18 protein-coding genes and 2 pseudogenes are annotated in these 20,180 nt (G+C 64.7%); 12 read left to right on the top strand and 8 right to left on the bottom strand.

Annotated elements, in window-relative coordinates; genetic code table 11:
* The first annotated feature begins 46 nt into the window (after positions 1-46).
* Positions 47-2,536: a cation-translocating P-type ATPase gene (locus IG196_RS17120; protein WP_192192072.1), complete on the top strand. Its 2,490-nt coding sequence runs from the start codon at positions 47-49 to the stop codon at positions 2,534-2,536.
* A 22-nt stretch (positions 2,537-2,558) separates the two neighbouring features.
* Positions 2,559-4,088, top strand: a complete 1,530-nt coding sequence (locus IG196_RS17115) for an AAA family ATPase (protein ID WP_192197051.1) — start codon at positions 2,559-2,561, stop codon at positions 4,086-4,088.
* Between the two features lie 4 nt (positions 4,089-4,092).
* Here the strand turns inward: IG196_RS17115 and IG196_RS17110 are convergent, their stop codons facing one another.
* Entirely contained in the window at positions 4,093-4,599 is a 507-nt protein-coding gene (locus IG196_RS17110; RefSeq protein ID WP_192192071.1) for a universal stress protein, read from the bottom strand.
* 167 nt (positions 4,600-4,766) lie between these two features.
* Here IG196_RS17110 and IG196_RS17105 point away from each other — a divergent pair, with 167 nt between their 5' ends.
* Positions 4,767-5,351 carry a hemerythrin domain-containing protein gene (locus IG196_RS17105; protein ID WP_192192070.1) on the top strand — a complete coding sequence of 195 codons (585 nt, stop codon included), beginning with the start codon at positions 4,767-4,769 and terminating at the stop codon, positions 5,349-5,351.
* Between the two features lie 28 nt (positions 5,352-5,379).
* Here the strand turns inward: IG196_RS17105 and IG196_RS32380 are convergent.
* Positions 5,380-7,006 (bottom strand): annotated as a pseudogene (locus IG196_RS32380) (PHA/PHB synthase family protein).
* Between the two features lie 192 nt (positions 7,007-7,198).
* Between IG196_RS32380 and IG196_RS17095 the strand changes: the two are divergent.
* Entirely contained in the window at positions 7,199-7,675 is a 477-nt protein-coding gene (locus IG196_RS17095; protein ID WP_225616694.1) for a hypothetical protein, read from the top strand.
* Between the two features lie 27 nt (positions 7,676-7,702).
* Here IG196_RS17095 and IG196_RS17090 read toward each other — a convergent pair whose 3' ends face one another.
* From IG196_RS17090 to IG196_RS17080, 3 genes are all read right to left on the bottom strand, one after another.
* The gene (locus IG196_RS17090) at positions 7,703-8,071 is read right to left on the bottom strand and encodes a TraR/DksA family transcriptional regulator (protein WP_192192069.1); all 369 of its coding nucleotides are present in this window, start codon (positions 8,069-8,071) and stop codon (positions 7,703-7,705) included.
* A gap of 84 nt (positions 8,072-8,155) precedes the next feature.
* Positions 8,156-9,439 (bottom strand): trypsin-like peptidase domain-containing protein, encoded by a 1,284-nt coding sequence (locus tag IG196_RS17085; protein ID WP_225616693.1) that lies wholly within the window; start codon positions 9,437-9,439, stop codon positions 8,156-8,158.
* A gap of 223 nt (positions 9,440-9,662) precedes the next feature.
* Positions 9,663-10,190 carry a flavodoxin family protein gene (locus IG196_RS17080; protein ID WP_192192068.1) on the bottom strand — a complete coding sequence of 176 codons (528 nt, stop codon included), beginning with the start codon at positions 10,188-10,190 and terminating at the stop codon, positions 9,663-9,665.
* Between the two features lie 198 nt (positions 10,191-10,388).
* Between IG196_RS17080 and IG196_RS17075 the strand changes: the two genes are divergently transcribed.
* The 7 genes from IG196_RS17075 (at position 10,389) to IG196_RS17045 (ending at position 16,177) form a co-directional block, all read left to right on the top strand.
* On the top strand, positions 10,389-10,811 hold the full coding sequence (locus IG196_RS17075; protein WP_192192067.1) for a universal stress protein: 423 nt from the start codon (positions 10,389-10,391) through the stop codon (positions 10,809-10,811).
* Positions 10,812-12,221 (top strand): trypsin-like peptidase domain-containing protein, encoded by a 1,410-nt coding sequence (locus IG196_RS17070; protein ID WP_192192066.1) that lies wholly within the window; start codon positions 10,812-10,814, stop codon positions 12,219-12,221.
* 10 nt (positions 12,222-12,231) lie between these two features.
* Positions 12,232-12,705 carry an NUDIX hydrolase gene (locus IG196_RS17065; protein WP_192192065.1) on the top strand — a complete coding sequence of 158 codons (474 nt, stop codon included), beginning with the start codon at positions 12,232-12,234 and terminating at the stop codon, positions 12,703-12,705.
* Positions 12,706-13,013: 308 nt separating this feature from the next.
* Entirely contained in the window at positions 13,014-14,339 is a 1,326-nt protein-coding gene (locus tag IG196_RS17060; protein ID WP_192192064.1) for an IS1182 family transposase, read from the top strand.
* 278 nt (positions 14,340-14,617) lie between these two features.
* Positions 14,618-14,842, top strand: a complete 225-nt coding sequence (locus tag IG196_RS17055; protein ID WP_192192063.1) for a polysaccharide deacetylase — start codon at positions 14,618-14,620, stop codon at positions 14,840-14,842.
* 482 nt (positions 14,843-15,324) lie between these two features.
* Entirely contained in the window at positions 15,325-15,603 is a 279-nt protein-coding gene (locus IG196_RS17050; protein WP_192192062.1) for a hypothetical protein, read from the top strand.
* Positions 15,604-15,799: 196 nt separating this feature from the next.
* Positions 15,800-16,177: a response regulator gene (locus IG196_RS17045; RefSeq protein WP_192192061.1), complete on the top strand. Its 378-nt coding sequence runs from the start codon at positions 15,800-15,802 to the stop codon at positions 16,175-16,177.
* 183 nt (positions 16,178-16,360) lie between these two features.
* On the opposite strand, the gene IG196_RS17040 is transcribed toward IG196_RS17045, so the two are convergent.
* Together IG196_RS17040 and IG196_RS17035 are read right to left on the bottom strand one after the other, a co-directional pair.
* Positions 16,361-17,386 carry an alpha/beta fold hydrolase gene (locus tag IG196_RS17040; RefSeq protein WP_225616692.1) on the bottom strand — a complete coding sequence of 342 codons (1,026 nt, stop codon included), beginning with the start codon at positions 17,384-17,386 and terminating at the stop codon, positions 16,361-16,363.
* A 141-nt stretch (positions 17,387-17,527) separates the two neighbouring features.
* Positions 17,528-17,769: pseudogene (locus tag IG196_RS17035) on the bottom strand (hypothetical protein); the annotation flags it as partial.
* A 434-nt stretch (positions 17,770-18,203) separates the two neighbouring features.
* Here IG196_RS17035 and IG196_RS17030 point away from each other — a divergent pair.
* Positions 18,204-18,470 carry a helix-turn-helix transcriptional regulator gene (locus IG196_RS17030; protein ID WP_192192060.1) on the top strand — a complete coding sequence of 89 codons (267 nt, stop codon included), beginning with the start codon at positions 18,204-18,206 and terminating at the stop codon, positions 18,468-18,470.
* 133 nt (positions 18,471-18,603) lie between these two features.
* On the opposite strand, the gene IG196_RS17025 is transcribed toward IG196_RS17030, so the two are convergent.
* A complete protein-coding gene (locus IG196_RS17025; protein WP_192192059.1) occupies positions 18,604-19,842 on the bottom strand; it encodes a tyrosine-type recombinase/integrase in 1,239 nt (412 codons plus the stop codon).
* Between the last annotated feature and the right edge of the window lie 338 nt (positions 19,843-20,180).

Here is a 20,180-nt window from a genome sequence, read left to right as displayed (position 1 = left end):
GCCGCCCGACGGTGGCACGCTTGGGCCAAGCCAACGAGGAAGCCCCGTGTCCGACAACTCGCCCGCAGGTCTGACTGACGAACAAGCCGCGCAGCGCCTGCGCAGTGACGGCCCGAACGTGCTGCCTTCCGCGTCGCGCAAGGGGCTGGTGCGCATCGCTTGGAACGCGCTCACGCAGCCGATGTTTCTGCTGCTGCTGGCCACCGCATCACTGTATGCGGTGCTTGGCAACCTGGGCGATGCCGGCATGCTCATGGTCTCGGTGTTGCTGGTGGGGGGACTGTCGATCTATCAGGAGCAGCGCACCGAGCGCGTTCTCGAAGCGCTGAAGGACCTCTCCAGCCCCCGTTGCGCAGTCGTGCGCCAGGGGCGCGTACTGCACATCGCCAGCAGCGAACTGGTGCGCGGCGACCGCCTGCTCGTGAACGAAGGCGACCGGTTGTCCGCCGATGCGCGCATTCTCGAAGCCGTCGGGCTGCTGGTCGACGAGTCCCTGCGCACCGGTGAGTCAGTGCCCCAGGGCAAGCATGCGTACGGCGGTGGTGACGACAAGGGCGACAGCAACCGCCTCTTCGCGGGCAGCCTGGTCGTGCGCGGTGACGGCACTGCCGAGGTGACGGCCACCGGTGCCCACACGGCGCTGGGCAGCATCCATCACTCGATCGCGCAGCTCGCGCCCCGTGCCAGCCGGCTGCAGGATGAACTGCGTCGACTCGTGGGGCGTGTCGCATGGCTTGCGGCCTTCACCTGTCTCGTCGCGGCCACGGTGTTCGCACTGCGCGAAGGCTCCTGGACGCAGGGCCTGCTGGTCGGGCTGACGCTGGCGATGTCGCTGATCCCGGAGGAGTTCGCCGTCGTCTGGAGCGTGATGCTGGCGCTGGGTAGCTGGCGGCTCGCCAAGTCGAACGTGCTGACCCGTCAGCCGCAGGCTATCGAGGCGCTGGGCACCACCACGGTCCTGTGCGTGGACAAGACGGGAACGCTGACGCACAACCGCATGGCGCTGGCGCTGCTGCATGACGGTGAGGCGCAGTGCAATCCGGGCGCGCATGCTGCGCCCCCGCGCTTTCACGATCTGCTGACCGGCGCGCTGCACGCGAGCAGCACGGGCGGGATCGAGCCCATGGACTATGCGGTACGGGTCGCCGCACAAGCGGCCGGGCTGGGCGGCGTCGATGCGGGCTGGGCGCTCCGGGCGCACCGGGGCATCCGCGACGGGTCGCCCTATGTCGTGCACTGGTGGCACGTGGCCGGCGAGCGCGACCAGACGGTCGCGGTCAAGGGGGCGGTGGAGGCGGTGCTCGCGCTTTGCGATGCCGACCCGGCGCGCATGCAGCGACTGCGCGAGACCGCCGATCGTTGGAGTGCGACGGGCCTTCGGGTGCTCGCGGTGGCCCAGGGACATGCCGCACAGGCCGGCGACGACGCCGGGTTGCCTGCAGGGATTTCCCTGGCGCCGCTGGGCCTGCTCGGTTTCATGGACCCCTTGCGCGAGGAGGTGCCCGGCGCCATCGAGCAATGCCGGCGCGCTGGCGTGCGCGTGGTCATGATCACGGGCGACGCGGCCCTCACGGCCCGGGCAATCGCACGGCAGGCCGGCCTGGTCGAAGGCGGTGAGGCGCAAGTACTGACCGGCAACGCACTGGCCGCCATGGACGACGAGGCGTTGCGCCGCTGCGTGCGCGAGGTGCAGGTCTTCGCGCGGGTCGACCCTGCGCAGAAACTGCGCATCGTGCGGGCATTGCAGCAGCAAGGCGATGTCGTGGCGATGACCGGTGACGGCGTCAACGACGCACCCGCGCTCAAGGCGGCCGACATCGGCGTGGCGATGGGCCAGCGCGGCACCGATGTCGCGCGCGAAGCGGCCTCGCTGGTGCTGCTGGACGACAATTTCGCCTCGCTCGTGGAGGCGGTGCGCGCCGGCCGACGCATCTTCACCAACCTGCGCAAGGCGCTTGGGTATCTCTTCGCGGTCCATGTACCGATCGTCGGCGTGGCATTGATCCCGGTGGTGATGGGCGGGCCGGTGCTGCTGCTGCCGCTGCATGTGGTGCTGCTCGAGCTGTTGATCGATCCGGCCTGCTCGCTGGTGTTCGAGGCCGAGCCCGCGCCCGACGACAGCATGACCGTGCCGCCGCGGCCGCGCGACGATGCGCTGTTCTCACTGGCCTCGGCGGTGCGCGCGTTCGCGATGGGCGCCCTGGTCTTCATCGGCGTGGTGGCGGTGCAGTGGATCTGCCGCGCGCTGGATGCCACGCCCGAGGAACTGCGCATGGCCAGCCTCGGCTCGATCGTGCTGGGCAACTTGCTGCTGCTCCTGTGGTTCCGCGGGGCGGGCGTTCGGCTGGCGCACACCAACACGGTGTTTCATGCGCTGCTGATCGGGGTGTGCGTGGTCTGGGGGCTGCTGACGGCTGTACCGGCTGTGGGGAGGGTGTTCGGCCTGCCGGGCGCCTCCTCGCCCTGGGCCCTGTGGGTCGCGTTGCCCGCAGGCTGGGCGCTGTGGCGCCTTTTCGCAGTTTCACGACATCATTGAGCCGAGGACCCGCTACATGAACATGGACACCACCCTGGTCGCTGCTTTGCGCGACGCGCTCCGGCAGGAGACCGGGCAGCCGGTCGAGCTTGTCGAGACGCACATCTCCTGGGTCCTGCTCACGCAGGCGCTCGCCTACAAGCTCAAGAAGCCGGTGCGCCTGCCGTTCCTGGACTTCGGCAGCGTCCAGGCGCGCAAGCACTTCTGCGACGAGGAACTGCGCCTGAACCGGCGCTTCGCGCCCACGTTGTATCTCGATGTGACGCCGGTAGGCGGCACACCCCAAGCACCGCGCATCGGAGGGGGCGGTCCCCCGATCGATCATCTGGTGCGGATGCGGCGGTTTGCGGCGTCTTCGCTTTTGGCCGACCTGCTCGCGGCAGACCGACTCCAACCCGCGCAGCTCGATGACTTCGCGCAGTGGCTCGCCGCCTTGCACGGGAGCGCGCGGCGCGCGATGCCGACGTCGGATTTCGGCAACCCGGAGCGGGTCGAGCGTGCCGCGACGGACGTCCTGAACGCGTTGCAGGCACAAGGCAGCGACAGCCGCCTGCCCGCCCTGAAGGCATGGGTGCTGGCGCAGAGCCAGGTGCTGCGCATGGCCTGGATCGCCCGTCAGCACGGCGGGGCGGTGCGCGACTGCCACGGTGACCTGCACCTGACCAATGTGGTTCTGCTCGACGGCCAGCTTGTGCCCTTCGACTGCATCGAGTTCGACCCGGCATTGCGCTGGATCGACGTGATGAGCGACATCGCTTTTCTCACCATGGACCTGAAAGCCCACGGGCGTACGGACCTGGCATCTCGCTTCCTCGACGCATGGCTGCAGCACAGCGGTGATTACCCAGGGTTGCAGGTTTGGCGCTTCTATGAGGTCTACCGGGCACTTGTGCGCGCCATGACCTGCGGGTTGGGGCCGGGCACGCCGCACGAAGCGGTGCGCCCCGACTACAGGGCGTGTGCGGCGCGGTTGGCGCAGCCACCCGAGGGCGGCGCGCGCCTGATGATCACGCACGGCTTTTCGGGGTCGGGCAAATCCAGCCTCGCCTTGCAACTGGTGGGCGCGGCGGGTGCCATCCGACTGCGCTCGGATGTCGAGCGCAAGCGCCTGTACGGCCTCGACCCGCTGGCGCGCTCGGCCGATCTTGGGCTGGATCTCTACGACGCGGAAGCGACCCGCGGGACGTTCGATCGACTGCAGGCGGGTGCGCGTGATGCGCTGCTGGCGGGCTACCCGGTGATCGTGGATGCGGCCTTTTTGCGCAGTGGCCAGCGGCGCCGCTTCAAGGCGCTGGCCGCAGAACTGCGCGTGCCTTTCACCATCCTGGATTGCCGCGCCGACGCGCCAACGCTGCGCCGTCGCGTGGGCGCGCGGGATGCCGCAGGCACCGACGCCTCGGAAGCGGGTCTGGCCGTGCTGGAGCGCCAACTGCAAAGCCACGATCCGCTCGAGGCCGACGAGCGTGGCTTGACCATCGAGGTCGCCACGCAGGACCCTGTGGACATCGCCCCGATCGTGGCGCGCTGGCGCGCCGTGGCCTCGGGCCCGTGAAACTTCACTGGCTGGCCAGTGCACCGCTCGGCAGCGTGAACCGCTCGTGCTCGGTCCTGGCTTCCTCGGGTGCGCGCACTAACAGCACCGGCACCGGGGCAATGCGCAGGATGTGTTCCGCGCTGCTGCCCATCACCCACCGACCCATGCCGCGTCGGCCATGCGTGCCGATCACGATGAGGTCGGCCTTGCAGGCTTGTGCCTCCGCGGTGATTTGGTCGTGCACCGTGCCCTTGAAGCGATCGAGCAGCACGGTTTCGACCTGCACGCCTGCTTTGATCGCTTTTGCCCGCGCGGCCTCCAGCAGCTTCAAGGCGCTGCCGCGCAGTTCTTCGAGCCAGTTTCCGGCGATGCCCGCGTACGCGTCCATGGTGAGGGCGAACGACAGTTCGTCGATGACGTGAACCAGGCGCAAGCGCCCACCACTCAGCTGCGCCAACTGGATGGCTTCATCTAGCCCGCGGTTGGATGTGGAACTGCCGTCGATAGGGACAAGAATTCGCTGGTACATGGCTCGACTCCGGTATGTGGAAGGGACATTCCAGTATCCGCAGGAGGGGCGCCTTGCGATTTGATGCCGATCAAACACGAAGCTGCTCGCCGTGAGGACGTTGATCTGGAACAAGCCCTTGGCGCACCAAGTGCGAGACCCTTCACGGATGTCCGGGGAAGCCTCTCATGACCCACGCCACCGTTCGCATCATTCGCCAGGAGCACGCCGCGCTTTCGGCCGTGCTCCGCGCTATCGTCTTTTTGCTCGAGCGGCATCGCAAGAAGGGCTCCCTGCCGGACTTTGCCGCTCTGCGCGCCATGCTCTTTTACGTGGATGAGTTTCCCGAGAAGCGTCATCACCGCAAGGAGACCGAGATTCTGTTTCCCAAGCTGCGCGCCAGGACACCGATCTCGCGCGAACTGTTGGACCGGCTGGACCGCGATCACGCCCACGGCGAGCGCAGGATCCGCGACGTTGAGCACGCGCTGCTTGCGTTCGAGATGCTCGGCGAATCTAGGCGCGAAGCCTTTGAAAAGACGGTCGAAGGGTATGTCAACTTCTATCTGAATCACATGGCATCGGAGGAGCGCGAGATCTTGCCGTTGGCCGAGCGCGTGCTGAGCGCGAACGACTGGCAGGATCTGGATGAGGCTTTTGCGCAGAACCGTGACCCGATGACCGGGCATGTGCCCGATTTTGAATACAACGCGCTCTTCACGCGCATCGTGAACATGGCGCCCGCGCCTATTGGCTTGGGGCGCGCCCGCTGAGCGCGCGCCAGCATACTGCCCGTACCGGTCAGCGCGCCAGCACGTAGGTGCCCGGCGCGTCGCACAGAGGGGGTAGACCGCGCCGTGGCGCGCCCATCGCCGGTGGACGGCGTTTCGGGTTCGAGTGTGCGGCCAGCCATTGCTCGAAGGCGGGCCACCACGATCCTTCGGTTTCGCGTGAGGTGCTCAGGAATTCGTCCGGCGCGACATAGGTACTGTTCGCGGGGCGCCGCAGCGACCGGTAGCTTCGGTGCGCGTGCCCCGGCTCGCTCAGGATGCCCGCGTTGTGGCCTCCTTCGGTCAGCACGAAGGTGACCTCGGCATCGCACAGCAGGCTGAACCTGTAGACTGAACGCCAAGGCGCGACGTGGTCGGTGCGCGTGCCGAGAAGGAACACCGGCACACCGATGTCGTTCAGGGACAGCGGCCGACCGTTCACTAGGTAGCGTCCCTGGGCCAGTGCATTTTCCAGGAAGAGGCTGCGCAGATAGTCCGCGTGCATGCGATAGGGCATGCGGGTCCCATCGGCGTTCCACGCCATGAGGTCGGTCATGGGAGAGCGCTCTCCCAGCAGGTAGTGGCGCACCATCGGGCCCCAGAAAAGATCGCCCGGACGCAGCGCCTGGAACGCGGCTGCCATCTGCGCCGAGTCTAGGTACCCCTGGCGCGCCATGATGTCTTCCAGGAAGGCGAGCTGGCTCTCGTCGATGAACAGACCGATCTCGCCGGGTTCGGTGAAGTCGGTCTGGGCAGCCAGCAGTGCGAGCGAGGCGATCGTCACGCTCGCGCGCCATCGCCGCCGCGGCGATGGCCATCAGCGTGCCGCCCAGGCAATACCCCACGGCGTGCACGCGGCGTCGGGGCAAGATGGTGTCGATGGCGTCGAGGCTGGCGCAGACGCCCAGGCGCAGGTAATCGTCCATGCCAAGCTGCGCATCGGTGGCGCCAGGGTTCTTCCAGGAGATCGCGAACACTGTGTGGCCCTGATCAACAAGGTAGCGGATCAGTGAGTTGTGCGGTGAAAGGTCGAGCACGTAGTACTTCATGATCCAGGCGCTCACGAGAAGCACTGGCTCGGCATGCACCGTTGGCGTCGTCGGTGCGTACTGGATGAGTTCGATGAGGTCGTTGCGCAGGACCACGGTGCCCGGGGTGAGCGCGACTTCGTGCCCCGGCCTGAACGCGTCGGCGTCTACGGGCGGCAGTCCGAGGCCCTTGCGCCAGAGGTCTTCCAAGCCGTGGGCGGTGCCGACGAGAAGGTTGACACCTGCGGTGGCCACGGTTTTCTTCAGAACCTGCGGATTGGTCACGAACATGTTGGCGGGAGAGACCATCTCGAGAATTTGCCGCATCGCGAAGTCGACCCACTGCGCATGATGCCGCTGCACGCCGGGTACGCCGTGCACCAGCTCGAGCAGCCACCGCCCGGTGGTCTCGAAGGCGTCGCGGTACATGCCGAAGGGCCACGTGGCCCAGTCGTCTGCAGCGAGTCGGGGATCGTGTGACTGTGCTCGGGCGGGAGGCAGAGCATGGTGCAGCGCTAGGTCGACGCCGCGCCCGGGCTGAGCGGCGAAGTGCAGTGCCCAGTCGGACCATGCCAGCGTCTGCGCCGCGGGCGAAATGCCGCCGCCGATCCGGCCCCAGGCGGCGTGCATAGATCGATCGAGTTCGTTGGGTTGTTCGCTCAATTCGGGGCCTTCTGTGAAATTCGCGACACCGGTTTTCGGACCGCGTGCACGGCAGTCTGCAGGGGAACGCGCCGTCTGCCTTGCGCAGCATCAAGGTCTTGCCGGCAAGTGCGCCTACCCTGCAGGAACTGTGTATTTCGCAACCCACCGGAGCTGAACATGCCGACCAAGATCGTCGATTTCTCTGCCCGGTCCGAGGTGATTCGGGCCGAACCCTTCAACGCCCATTTCTGGAAATGCACGCCTGCCGAGTTCAGGGCCTACCTGGGAAGGCCGCGCGATTTCCTGCGCAAGCTGGGCATCGCGGTGCCGCGCGATTGTCGGATCGAAACGACCATCGAGAATCACGACTGGCTGGAGAACCAGGCGCCCGGCTTCGAGAGCGAGGGTGGCAACGACACCGTGATCTGCAACATGGGTACCGGCGCTGCAGCCCGATCGGTGTACCGGGTCGTGAGCTACGCGCGTGACGAGGCCGCGACCGGCAACGTCAAGAAGGCATTGCTCCACGGCGTGAGTCGTCAGCAGGCAAAGGACGGTGAAGCGCTGGCGCCACGCGACGAAAAGAGCGGCAAGCAGAAGAAGGAAAAGAAAGAGAAGAAGGCCAAGGTCCGGCGTGAAAACGAGGTCGGCTGAAGAGGGTGCCGCGGTTCCCCTGCCGGCTCAATGGCTGCGACGTGCCTCCGCTGTTGCCTGGCAGGCTGTGCAGCGGGTGGCCGTGGGTTGGGCCAGGAGCCGCGCGCGCGGAATTTCGCTGTCGCAGTCTTCGCAGATGCCGTAGCGACCGCTTGTGAGGCGTGCGATCGAATGCTTGATCTCTTCGAGGCGGCCGCGGTCGACCTCGGCCATGTATACGTCCGCGGCGCGTTCGGCCTCGGCTTCGTCAGCATGGGACTTCACTTCATGGTTGCGCTCGACCAGTGCAGCCCGGGCCGAGGGGGCTGTGGCGCGCAGTTCGTCGAGCACCTGTCGTTTCATTGACTCGAGTTGCAAAAGCAGAGCGCGGCGGTCGGCGCTGTCCAGTTGTTTCATGATGAATTTCCTTGCAATGAAGTGGTGACGACGAGGCGAAGTGATGGGGATGGAAGGCGGGAAAAAGGCGCGACGGGCCTGCACTCAGGAGCGGTCGCGGCGAGCGCTCGGAAGGCGAACCGCCACATAGGCGAGCCGGCGATCGCGCATCACCAGCAGGGCGACCGTCTGTCCGGGAGCCATTTGCGCCAGGCCTCGGACGAAATCGTCTACGCGATGGAGCTTCACCCTGTTCAGCGCCACGACGACGTCGCCCGCGCGGATGCCTTCGCTGCGTGCGGGGCCCGAGGCCTCTCGAACGAGCAAGCCGCTGTCGACGCGCAGCTGCAGGCGTTGCACCGGCGAAAGCTCGCCCAGGCTCAGGCCCAAGCCATCGTTCCATTCGGACGCTGCCGGCGCCAAGCGGCTCTCGGGCGGCGCGGGTTGCGGCCTCAGAGACACCTGGAGCAGGCGGCGAGTACCGCTGCGCCATACTTCCAGTTGCATGCGGCTGCCTGGCGGGCGTTGTGCGATCTGCCGGGGAAGGTCGTAGAAGTGCACAAGAGGCTTGCCGTCCAGGGACAGCACCGCATCGCCCGGTGCAAGGCCTGCGGCTTGCGCAGGGCTGTCCGCCTCGACGCGCACGACCAGCGCGCCGGTTGTCGACGGCAGCTCGAAAGATTGGGCAAGGGCCGGGGTCATCTCCTGGAACTGAGCGCCCAGGTAGGCCCGGTGCACGACGCCGTGTTCGCGCAACTGCTCGGAGATGCGTATCGCCAAGTTGATCGGCACGGCAAAGGACAGGCCCATGTAGCCACCGCTGCCGCTGTAGATCATCGAATTGATGCCCACCACCTCGCCCCGGCTGTTGAAAAGCGGGCTGCCCGAGCTGCCCGGGTTGATGGCGACGTCGGTCTGGATGAAGGGAATGTCTCCTGCGCCACCCATGACACGGTCGACCGCGCTGACGACGCCCGCCGTCACGCTGCCATGAAAGCCGAAGGGCGAGCTGATCGCTGCAACCCAGTTGCCGGGTTCGAGCGTTGCGGAGTCGCCGATCACGGCCACCGGTAGTGCGGTGGCGTCGATCTTCAGGAGGCCGACATCGGTGCGCTTGTCGATGCCGACCACGCGTGCCGCGAATCGGCGACCGTCGTCCAGCCGAACCTGGGTCTCGTCGACGTTCGTGACCACGTGGGCACTCGTGAGAATCAGGCCGTTGCTGTCGATGATCACACCTGAGGCGAGGTCGCGGATCTGGCTGATGCGTGCGCTGGCCGCGAGTGGCCAGGCCAGCCTGTCAGCGAAGTCATGCTCGGGGGCGATTTCCAGCTCGATGCTCTCCTGGCTCTCGTCTCGCCCGATTCGCAGCGTGCTGATGTCGACCACCGATGTGCTGCGACTCGCGACCAGTGATGAAAAGCCAGGCGCGAGCGACGGCACGGATGAAGGCGTGGGCAAAGCGAGGGGCAAGGGTGGGCCAGGGGATCCCACGGCGGCGCATGCACCGAGCAGGCACGCGCTCGCAAGGCATGCACAGGCCAGGCGGGTGGCGCGATGCATCGCATCCGTGCAAAGGAGCCGGGCGGTCACGTCGAGTCGCGTCCAGCTTTCAGATCGATTGCGGCGACAAGGTGGTGGGTCGCACCGCGCCGGATGCGTTCTGGGCACAGCCCACCGCGCTACCGAAGGCCTGCACGCGAGCCGCGCAGCTGCCGTCGTCGACCTCGCGCATTGTGACCGCGCAGCTCAGGATTGGTGCGCGCCCCAGGAGCCTGCTGATCTCGGCGGCGGCATTCGGTGCGCCTTGTCCGCCCATGACCGAGAGCACAGCGACGTCAGGCAAGCGGCTGCGCTGGCGCGCGACGAAGCTGCGCATGGGGCCGGCCAGTTGCAGCATCCAGATCGGAGAGACCAGCACGACGGCGTCGAAGTCGCTGGGCGGCGGGCCGTCGTAGCGGATGGTGGGTTGCCGCCGGAAGAACGAGTCGAGCATGCAGCGCCAGCTGCCCAGGGCGCCGCTGCGCGAGCGCGCATCGGTGATCTCGGCCATGGGCCAGCCCTGTTGGCTGCACAGGAGTTCGGCTACACGACGGGAAGTGCCGGTGTAGGAGTAAACGATGACCAGGACGTTGTTCATGGCTGCCTCTGTCTGTTTTATTCACAGGCAATCAATGTAGGCAGCGAAGGGCGCCGCGACCTTGCGCTGAATCAAGAACGCCTGCTGCGGCGCAGCTGGGCCACGCACTTGCGGTTTTCTTGATGTGACGCAAGGTGAACCCGACGCTCCCTGGCGACCATTCGCCCAGTTGGGGGAATTCCCGCCAAAGGAGCCAATATGAAAATCCTGCTCGCCGTCGACGGCAGCGACTACACGAGCCGCATGCTGTCTTACCTGACCAACCACAAGGAGTGGGTGAATGCGGGCCATGCCTTCACGGTCTTCTATGCGGTGCCGCCGGTGCCGCACCGCGCTGCGGCCTTCGTGGGGCCCGACCTCGTGCATGGCTACTACGAAGACGATGCGCGGGTGGTACTCGACCCGGTTCGTGCCCTGTTAGCCGAGCATGGCATCGAAGCGCGCTTCGAACACCGCATCGGCCATGCTGCGGCCGAAATTGCGTTGTTTGCAGAAAAAGGGCAATTCGATCTGCTGGTCATGGGATCGCACGGCCATGGCGCCCTGACCAACCTCGTGCTCGGCTCGGTCGCCACCAAGGTGCTGGCCACGTGCACGGTGCCGGTGCTGCTTGTGCGCTGAATGAAGGCCGTCACCCTCGCGCGAGGGACGATCGCCGCGGCCGTCGGCGCACTTGCGCTGGCGACCGGCATGCACGCCTGGCCGCAGGCGCGATCATGCATGGATCGCGCGCCGTCGACATCGCAGGGGGCCGACTTCGTGACAGTGGCCGCGCTGCAGTCGCTTGCGGTGGTGAGCATCACCGTCGTCGGGGCGGGCAACGAGAGGGCGTTCGCGGGCGCCATGCCGCCTTCGGCGCGCGGGGGGCAAGGCGCGGGTCGCGGTTTCGCATCAGGATTCATCTTTCAACGCGATGGCTACATCCTGACCAGCGCGCACGCGGTGACGGGTGCACAGACAATCTCCGTCGCCACCGCGGACCAGCGTCGCTTCGACGCAGAACTGGTGGGCCTGGACCGGCGCACCGACGTCGCGCTGTTGCGTATTTCGGCGTCCAACCTGCCGGTCGTGACCGTCGTGCGCCGCAGCGAGCTCTGCCCGGGCGAAAGAGTCGCCGCGATCGGCGCACCCTTCGGCTTCGAGCACAGTTTGACCGCCGGTGTGGTGAGTGCCAATCCACGCTACGTCGCGGGTGGGAATGCAGTGCCGCTCATACAGATGGACGTCACACTCAACCCCGGCAGCTCGGGCGGTCCGCTGTTCGATGAGCAGGGCAATGTCGTGGGCATGAACTCGATGATCTATTCGGCCACCGGCGGGTACTCTGGGCTGTCATTCAGCCTGCCCATCGACATCGCGATGCGCGTGGCGCAGGAGCTTCGCGCAACAGGACGGGTGACGCGGAGCCATATCGGCGCCCGTACCCAACCCCTGACTTCGGAATTGGCGCCGGCCTTTGGCCTCGAGGCCGCCTTGGGGGCGCTCGTGGTGCGTGTCGACGCGGACAGCCCGGCCGAGATGGCGGGGCTTCGCAGTGGCGACGTGGTCTTGGCTGTCGGGGACGCCGCTGCGATGCCTTACGCCGAGGTGCAGGAGCGTGTGGCCAGCGCCAGTTCGGGCAGCCGTCTGAATTTGCGTGTCTGGCGCCACAGGGCGCCGTTGACGGTGCAAGTGCGCGTGGCTCCAGACGCGCCGGACGTCGCGCCAAAGCTCGTTGCGCGTGCCGAAACGGGCGAGGTCCGGTTCGGACTCGAACTCGCGGAGCGCAAAGGCGTGTCGGGTATCGGCCTCTTGGCCCCGGGGCTGTATGTGCAGGCGGTGTCGGGTTCTGCTCAGCGAGCGGGATTGCGCGATGGTGACGCACTGCTCGCTGTTAACGACGTGCAGGTAGCCGGGCTGAGGGATTTCGACGCAGCGATCAGATCTGTTGCGGACAGCGACACGGTGGCGCTGCTGATCGCACGTGGCTCGACCCGAAGCTACGTGCCGATTCTTCCGCGCGTGTTCGGGCGCACGACATTGACACCATGAGGCCGTCGCCATGAAGTCGGTCAGCTGCGGCGTCCTGGTGTTCGATCCTTCTGGAAGCCTGCTGCTCGGCCATGCGAACGAAAGCCGTTACTGGGACATCCCCAAAGGCGAGGGCGTTGCGCAGGAAGAGGGTGCGCAGACCGCCGTGCGAGAAGCATTCGAAGAATGTGGGCTTGAACTGCGGCGCGAACAATTGAGGGAGATCGGACGATTCGAATACCGGCGGGACAAGGAGCTACGGCTCTTCGCAGTGCTGGTGACGCACTTCGACGCGAAAGGCTGCGTGTGCTCGAGCTTCTACACGGACCGTCATGGGCGAAGGTGCCCTGAGATGAATGGCTTTCGTTGGGCGGCTCCCGAGCAGTTGCCGCAAATGTGCGCGCCCAGCCTGGTCGCGGTACTGACACAGGCGGTCTCGCTGGCCGCCATCCATGGGCAATTGCTGTACGAGGTGGGGGCCGTCGGGGCAAGTCCATTGCATTGATTCTGCGCAAGCAGGCGTGCGACCACCCGCGCAAGAACGAGCGCTGGCAGATTTCCCCAGACGTCCAACGACAGGGTGCGATGACTCTGCCGGGGGGTGAGACAGATCCCCCGCTGCCAGTCGAGGTGACGGGATTGGGTCTCCATGGAGATGCCCAGCCCTCGCAGCGCTCTTTCTGAGCGCCCGACAAGCGCGGCGCCAACCTCCCCGTTCGACCTGATGCCCACAGGAGCAGCCTCCAATGCCGGGCTAGGAGCGTGCGCGGCAGAAGGCGTGACGAGTGCGCGAAGGCTTGATAGATTTGGCGCATGCCCGTGAGCTACCGGCCCTATGAACCGCAGCAGCAAAGACTGCTTCCCGACGCCCTTCAAGACTGGCTGCCCGAAGGGCATCTGGCGTACTTCATCAGCGACAGCGTGGACAGCCTGGATCTGAGCGCCTTCCACGCCCGGTATGCCAAGGGCGGGCCGCGCAACCAGCCGTTCCACCCGGCCATGATGGTCAAGGTGCTGATCTACGGTTACGCCACCGGCACCTTCAGCTCGCGCAAGCTGGCGGCCAAGCTGCACGAAGATGTGGCCCTGCGGGTGCTGGCGGCAGAGAACTACCCGGCGCACCGCACGCTCTCGGACTTCCGGGCGCTGCACCTGCAGGAGCTGGCGGCGCTGTTCGTGCAGGTGGTGCGCCTGGCGCGCGAGTGCGGCCTGGTCAAGCTGGGCACGGTGGCGGTGGACGGCACCAAGCTCAAGGCGAATGCGAGCCGCCACAAGGCCATGAGCTATGACCGCATGGTCAAGGCCGAGGGCGAGCTCAAGGCGCAGATCGACGGCCTGCTCAACCGAGCGCGTGCCGCCGACGATCTGGAGAAGAACGAACCCGACCTGGACGTTCCCGGGGAGATCAAGCGCCGCGAGGACCGGCTCAAGGCGATCACCGAGGCCAAGCTGCGCCTGGAGCAGCGCCAGCGCGAGGCCGATGCGGCCCGCGGGCGCAGCGCCGACGACGAACGCAAACCCCGCGACAAGGACGGCAAGCCCAAGGGCGGGCGCTACAAGCGCGACTTCGGGGTTCCCAAGGACAGCGCCCAGGAGAGCTTCACCGACACGGACAGTCGGATCATGAAGCGCTCAGGCGGGGGCTACGACTACGGCTACAACGCTCACACGGCGGTGGATGAAGCGGCACAGATCGTGGTGGCCGCAGAGCTTGGCAACAACGCGGCCGACAGCGACCGCCTGCCGGTGCTGTTGGCCGCGGTGAAGGCCAACCTGGGCGAGGATGCACTACAGGTGCTGGCGGATGCGGGCTTCCGCTCGGAGGCCGTGTTCGAGCAGCTCAAGGACAGCCCGAGCGAGCTGATCGTGGCGCTGGGCCGAGAGGGCAAGCAGGCGCTGGACATCGACGCCGAACAACACCCGCGCACCGCAGCGATGGATGCCAGGCTGAAGACGCCCCAAGGCCAGGCGGCCTACCGCAAGAGGAAGTGGATCGTGGAGGCGCCCAACGGGTGGATCAAGAGCGTGCTGGGCTTCAGGCAGTTCAGCCTGCGGGGATTGAAGAAGGTCCAGGCCGAGTTCAAGCTCGTGTGTCTGGCGCTGAACCTGCGGCGCATGAGCGCATTGATGGCCAGATGAGGCCCGTGGCCGGGGGTGAATCCGCGCGCCGCTCGCCTGCGGCAGGCCGAGTAGGCGCCCTTGTGGTCGTTCGAGAACAGCCAACGCGCCGCGCGAGTGCTTGCGAGGCGCGCACAACTCAACGTGGGGTCACAGCGGCGCAGAAAAACTTCTGCCGCGCGGACTCCTAGGGTTGCATGCGACGCGATACACGGGGTTTGCCTGGCGCTGCCGATGATCAAGTCCGTGCGTCGGTTTTTAGTTCGCACTTGAGAAATGTCAACTAAAGGTAACATTTCATGGCCGAGAATTCGCTCATGACCTACGAACATATCCGCATTCGTTTCGCCGTACCGGCCAAAAAGGGAGCAAGGGTCCAGTTCCGGGGGAGGTTAGGCACCGTGGTCAGTTTGCGCGGATGGGTGGTGAAGGTGCGCTTCGATGGCACGCATTTCTCCTTTCCTTACGATCCGAGGGAACTGGAGTGGCTTGATGCGTTGACGCCCAAGTGCAGCCCGGCCTGAATCACTGCGCGTCGGCTTCATCGCATGGGAATGAGGCGATGGTGCGAAGTACGGCGGTCGAACACCCGGCGGCGTCACAGGCCAGTCCCACGATCTCTGGACGGGCGGGGCACATGACCCCAGCAGGTGATTTCGGTGAGCCGGTCTTCGTCGATGCGGCCGTCGCACTATTCTCGGAGTTCGTCCTCGAGCTCGTGCCGCCATGCATCTTTATCGGTCAGGGTGCGGCCAGCAATCACGAGGGGGCTGATGGGCTTCCCCCCCAGGGCAAGCAAGCCGTTCCTTCGCGATCCCCATCCAACTATCCTCCCTCCTCCGGGTTCGCCTTGCCCGCCTCCGTGCGGGCTCTTTCTTGGGCTCGTCTACCACCCACAGGCAGTACCGAGCCAGCGCTGCCGTGCCGCTTCGCCTTAGTTCGGGTGCTACTTGCAGAACTCAGCTTCGACCGCACAATCTCCAACCGCTAATCCTGAGGAGATCAAATGCCCGCGTCAAAATCCTCCGTCTCCGCGGCGGAGCCCTTGGCTGATGCCCTGGAGAAGAGTGAGAACGTGAAAGAAACCGTGCAGGGTGTGGCCGATGACCTGGCTGTCGTACACGCGGTCCTAGACAAGGATGTGCCGAAAGAGCGCACGGATGAACTAGATCGGGCAGTACAGCGAACCAACGATCTCGAGAAGAAGCTGTCGAAATCCGCTGAGGTCCTGGAGCAGGTCACGGACACGCTCTCGGAAGAGTTGAAAAAGAAGGGGGTTTCGTAGGCACGCTTCTCGGCTCGTTGAGTGCTGCCTGCTTTGCATTCACAAAGCGCGCGGCTTGTGCTTTCGCGTTGTCGTCTTGGCTGAGTCAGCATCGCTTCGGCGTCGCTGCTTCAAGACTCCCGCCTACAAGATGCTTGCTTCCACCCTAGTATAAAAGTGACAACTGCTCGGGAGCGCCAACGACGGCGGATACAGGATGCCTCTAGTCACCATCCTCATCGAGGACAGCAAGACGATCCGCGACCACCTGATCCCGGCTCTGCGCGAACTTGCAGATATCGATGTCGTCGCTTTTGCCGAAACGGCATCGCAGGCTGTCGAGACCTTGCAGCAAAACGACGCTTGGGAGCTGGCGATAGTCGATCTTTTCCTCAAGGAAGGCTCTGGGCTAGCGGTGCTGAGGGCCTGTCAGAGCCGTGCCGCGCACAAGCACGTTGTCGTTCTCACGAACTATCTCAACACAAGGATTCGTGAAGAATGCCTGATGCTCGGCGCAGACGCAGTGTTCGACAAGTCGAACGAGATCGAAGCTTTCTTTGACCACTGTCATGGCATTCGCCGACAGGGGCAGTGAAAGAATCACCTTGCCTCAGAAAGCGCGCGCAGCAATTCGGTCCGTAGACTGACATCGGCGACCTCTTTTTTTCCGTCTTCAGTTCGCCCGCCGAAACGGATCCGCCTTGCCATAGCGGGGGCAGCGTAAGGGTTCACCCTTCCTGTGATCTCAGCTTCAGCGTTCGGCAACTCCGATTCACGCTCAAGGAGATTCAGGTCTTTGGTCCGTTCGAACCGTGTTGACAACGGACAGAACGGCGTCGACCACAGCATCCGGGTCGTCGAACTGAATGTTGTGCCCGGAATTCGGCAGTAGCTGGTGTCGACTTCGCGAGGACCACGTTGCGAGGTCTTCGTGCAGTTGCTTCCAGATGGCTTGAACCTGATTGCCCTGCTCGGGCGTGATCTTCATCCCCCGGAGTTCCGCCGTGGTGTACGGAGCCATTGCCGTAAGCACCACCAGTGGACGACTGCCCAGATCCCGAAAGGCACGCGCCTCGGCGAGCGTTCTGTTGGTCGAGTCACTCTCCGCGAGCTGTGTACTCAATGATTTTGGAGCGTAGGCGCGAATTGCTCGTGCATCGCGCTCACTCTGATGCGGTGCCTGCGGCAGGAGCACCGGTGCTGCCGCGCGAAGGATGCCGGACCACGCGAATGCGACACCGATGCGAGACAGCATGGATCGGGATTCCGTCATCAAGCCAGCGACGCGCTCGACCTGCTCCGGATGGGAGGGATCAACAAGAACTAATCCCACCACTTCGCGGCCGAAATGCCTCGTGAAACTCATGACGTAGAGACCGCCCAATGAGTGGCCAACCAGCACGAACGGACCATGTTCGCCTGCGTTGATCAACGTCGCGTGAAGTTCGATCGCCACACGCTTGCCATCTGGAGCAGCATCCGAAGGATCGCTCCACATCAACCCCGGGCGGCTGTATGCGCATGCCCGAGTGTGCGCAGCGATCTTCCCCTGGACTGCCGACCAGCTCAGCGAACCGTCAACGCTCAATCCTGCTTCGAACACGACTGTGGGCACGCCGGAGCCTTGGCAACTTAGCTGGACACTTCGACCACCGATATCGACCATTTTTCCGGGCGGGGGGAAGTCCAGTGCGGCTCGGTATTGGCCGACGCGCTCGTAAACAACGCCTGTCAAAACGACCACGGCAACGAGAATCGCGCCCGCAAGACCGATCCCCAGCGCTTGAAGTTTCGAGGGCTTCACTGTTCGACCTCATTGGCCCAGGGTGCTGTGACAGACCGCCGGGCCATGGCGCATCGCTCACGCGGAAATTGCCTCTTTGTAATCCAAGTGGCGGGGAATTGGTGGGTTGGCGATCGAGATGGGATGAGAAATGGCCCAGAGCTGAATTCCGTCCACCGACCAAAGCCACAGGATAGCCGCGCCGATGTAATCCCCGCCGTAGGCGGCACACACGCGACCAGCCGCCGCCGGGTGCAGGGAAAGCAGCCAGGCGACAGTGCCAGGCTGATCCCGGCTGGCACAAGCAACCAAGCGGAGCGGTCTTGCTTGAGCCACAGGTACGGCAGGTAATTGGGGAGAAGTGCTTGCCTTCTCAACGCCAGCCGTCGGCGATCCGCCCAAATAACTGGGAGGACGGCTTCTCTACCCAAACGGACATCGGGTGAACAGATGCCAAAGACCGTTTTCGCTGCAAAGGCGGCACTGGGAGTAATAAGCCCTATAGCAGTAATTGGACCCCTCGCTCAGCTCGGGAGCACACCCCTGTCGTCAGTTCGCATAGGGCTTCGTCGCTCACAAGTTTCCACAGACCTATTACAACTGCCAGTTGTCTGAAGTCGCGCGTCGTCGCACGCTCAACGTGAATCCATGTGGAAGACGACTCTGTGGGGGCTGCCGCTGGGTTTTGGATAACGATTGTCGAGTCAAGTCCAGTGCGGCACCGTCGCTCTGGCTTGGGTTCCAGTTCCGCTTTTAGCCGGGCTCTTCGAGCGAGGAATTTCACTGTCGAAACGTACACACACGACTTGAAAGCTCGGCTTCACTTCGAGGATTCGTCATGCATCTTGAACACCCTGCCAATCGCCGCGATGCTGATTCTTCAACCGTGACAGGTCCTGCGTTCTTTCGCATGGCCGACGTGGTTCGCATCACGGCCCTGAGTCGAACCACCGTATATCGAAGAATTGCCGGAGGCAAGTTCCCCCCTCCTGTGCATCTGGGCGGGCGCGCTTGTGGTTGGCCGCGTGCGGCGATTCAGCGCTGGATCGATGATCCGGAGGGTTACGTGAATGCCTCACTCATGCACACGCGTCGAGTGAGTTGAATGAACGGACGCGATCCGGTGCCGTTGCTGCGCGTCAAGGGTGCAGTCGCCCAAATTGTCTGCATCGAGGCAGCGGCGTATCGCTCTCAAGTCTCGACGTTGTTCGTAAAAAAAACCTCTTGCCGAGGTGCGACTAGGCTGCCTTGAACTTCAGGATTGGTGCGCTTGCAGCAAGTTGGCCCAGGTAGTCCGCCCAGCGCTGCATCATGTCCTTGCGCTTGTCCATGAACTCCGCGCGGTCGTAGGCCGTACCCAGCGGCCCGCTCTTGCCATGGGCAAGCTGTGCCTCGATGACGTCGGGCGAAATGCCGTGCAGTTGCTCCGCCATGACCGTGCGGGCCATTGCACGAAAGCCGTGGGCGGTCATTTCGTCGTTGGTGTACCCCAGCCTTCGCAATGCGGCGTTCACCGTGTTCTCGCTCATGGGGCGCTCTCCAGTGCGGATGCTGGGGAACACGTATCGGCCATGTCCGGTCAATGGCTCAATTTCCTCCAGTGTTTGTAGTGCCTGCTTCGCCAGCGGCACGAAGTGGGGGCGACCGTTGAGCTTTTCATGGAGCCTTCGCTTCATGTCCTGCGCCGGGATGGTCAGCATCGCCTCTTCCAGATCGATCCAGGCCCATTCCATCGCACGGATGTTGCCGGGGCGCTGGAAGAGCAGGGCGGACAGGAGAAGGGCGGCGCGGGTGATCGGCTGCCCGCTGTAGCCGTAGATAGCGCGCATCAGTTCGCCTACCTTCTGTGGCTCCAGGACAGCGGCCATGCTCTTGGTGAGCACAGGCCGAAGCGCCCCGTGCAGGTCGGGCGCCGGATTGCGCGCGCACCGGCCTGTCTGCACACCGTAGCGGAACACCTGTCCGGCGCACTGGCGCAGGGTGTGGGCCGTCTCGATGACGCCCCGGCCCTCGGTGCGCTTGAGCGCGTGCAGAAGGTCCCTGGCCTGGATCGAGGCGATGGGCAGTTTGCCGATGTAGGGGAACAGGTCCTTGTCCATGATGCGCAGCCAGCGCTCCGAATAGGACGTGCTCCAACTGCTGGCCTTGGTGGCGTGGAACTCCCGCGCCAAGGCTTCGAAGGTGTTCGCCGCTTCCACCGCTCGGGACAGCTTCTCTGCGCGCTTCGCAAGGCCGGGATCGACGTTGTCGGCAAGCAGTTCGCGGGCCTTGTCGCGCCGCTGTCGAGCCTTCGCGAGCGAGACCGCAGGGTAGACGCCCAGGGCCAGCGTCTTCGCCTTGCCGTTGAACCGGTAGTCCATGCGCCAGTACTTGCCCGCGGCTTTGACGCGCAGATACATGCCGCCGCCGTCCGCATAGCGCTCGCCGATCTCGGCGCCCTTGTGCTTCACTTGCCTCACGAAAGTGTCTGTCAGCATTGGCTTTTTCTCCTTGCTGTCGGTACCTGGCTTTGGCAACAGGGCAGATACCTGAAGAAGTACCGACAAAGTACCGACAAGAAATGCTATGCCTCAATCTGTCATGGCGCAAAGAAAAACCCGCTTCTCCTCGAAGGAGAGCGGGTTTCAGGATGGTTCTGAGCTACTTGAGACTGGAAATTGGCCCCCGGAGGGGATTGAAGGTCGAGCTACAGGCCGCGCCAGTATTCAAATCTGTTTGTTGGCTTGTGAATTGTTCCCCCGTCTGTTCCCCCGCATTGGATGTACTTGCTTTCGATGCGATCTCAGGGCGAGTAGGTGCGCTGCGAGAAGGCATC

Source organism: Variovorax sp. 38R (assembly GCF_014843395.1).
GTDB classification, from domain to species: domain Bacteria; phylum Pseudomonadota; class Gammaproteobacteria; order Burkholderiales; family Burkholderiaceae_C; genus Variovorax; species Variovorax paradoxus_H.
Note: the sequence above shows the minus strand (reverse complement) of the source record. Positions and strands in the feature narration are given on the sequence as shown.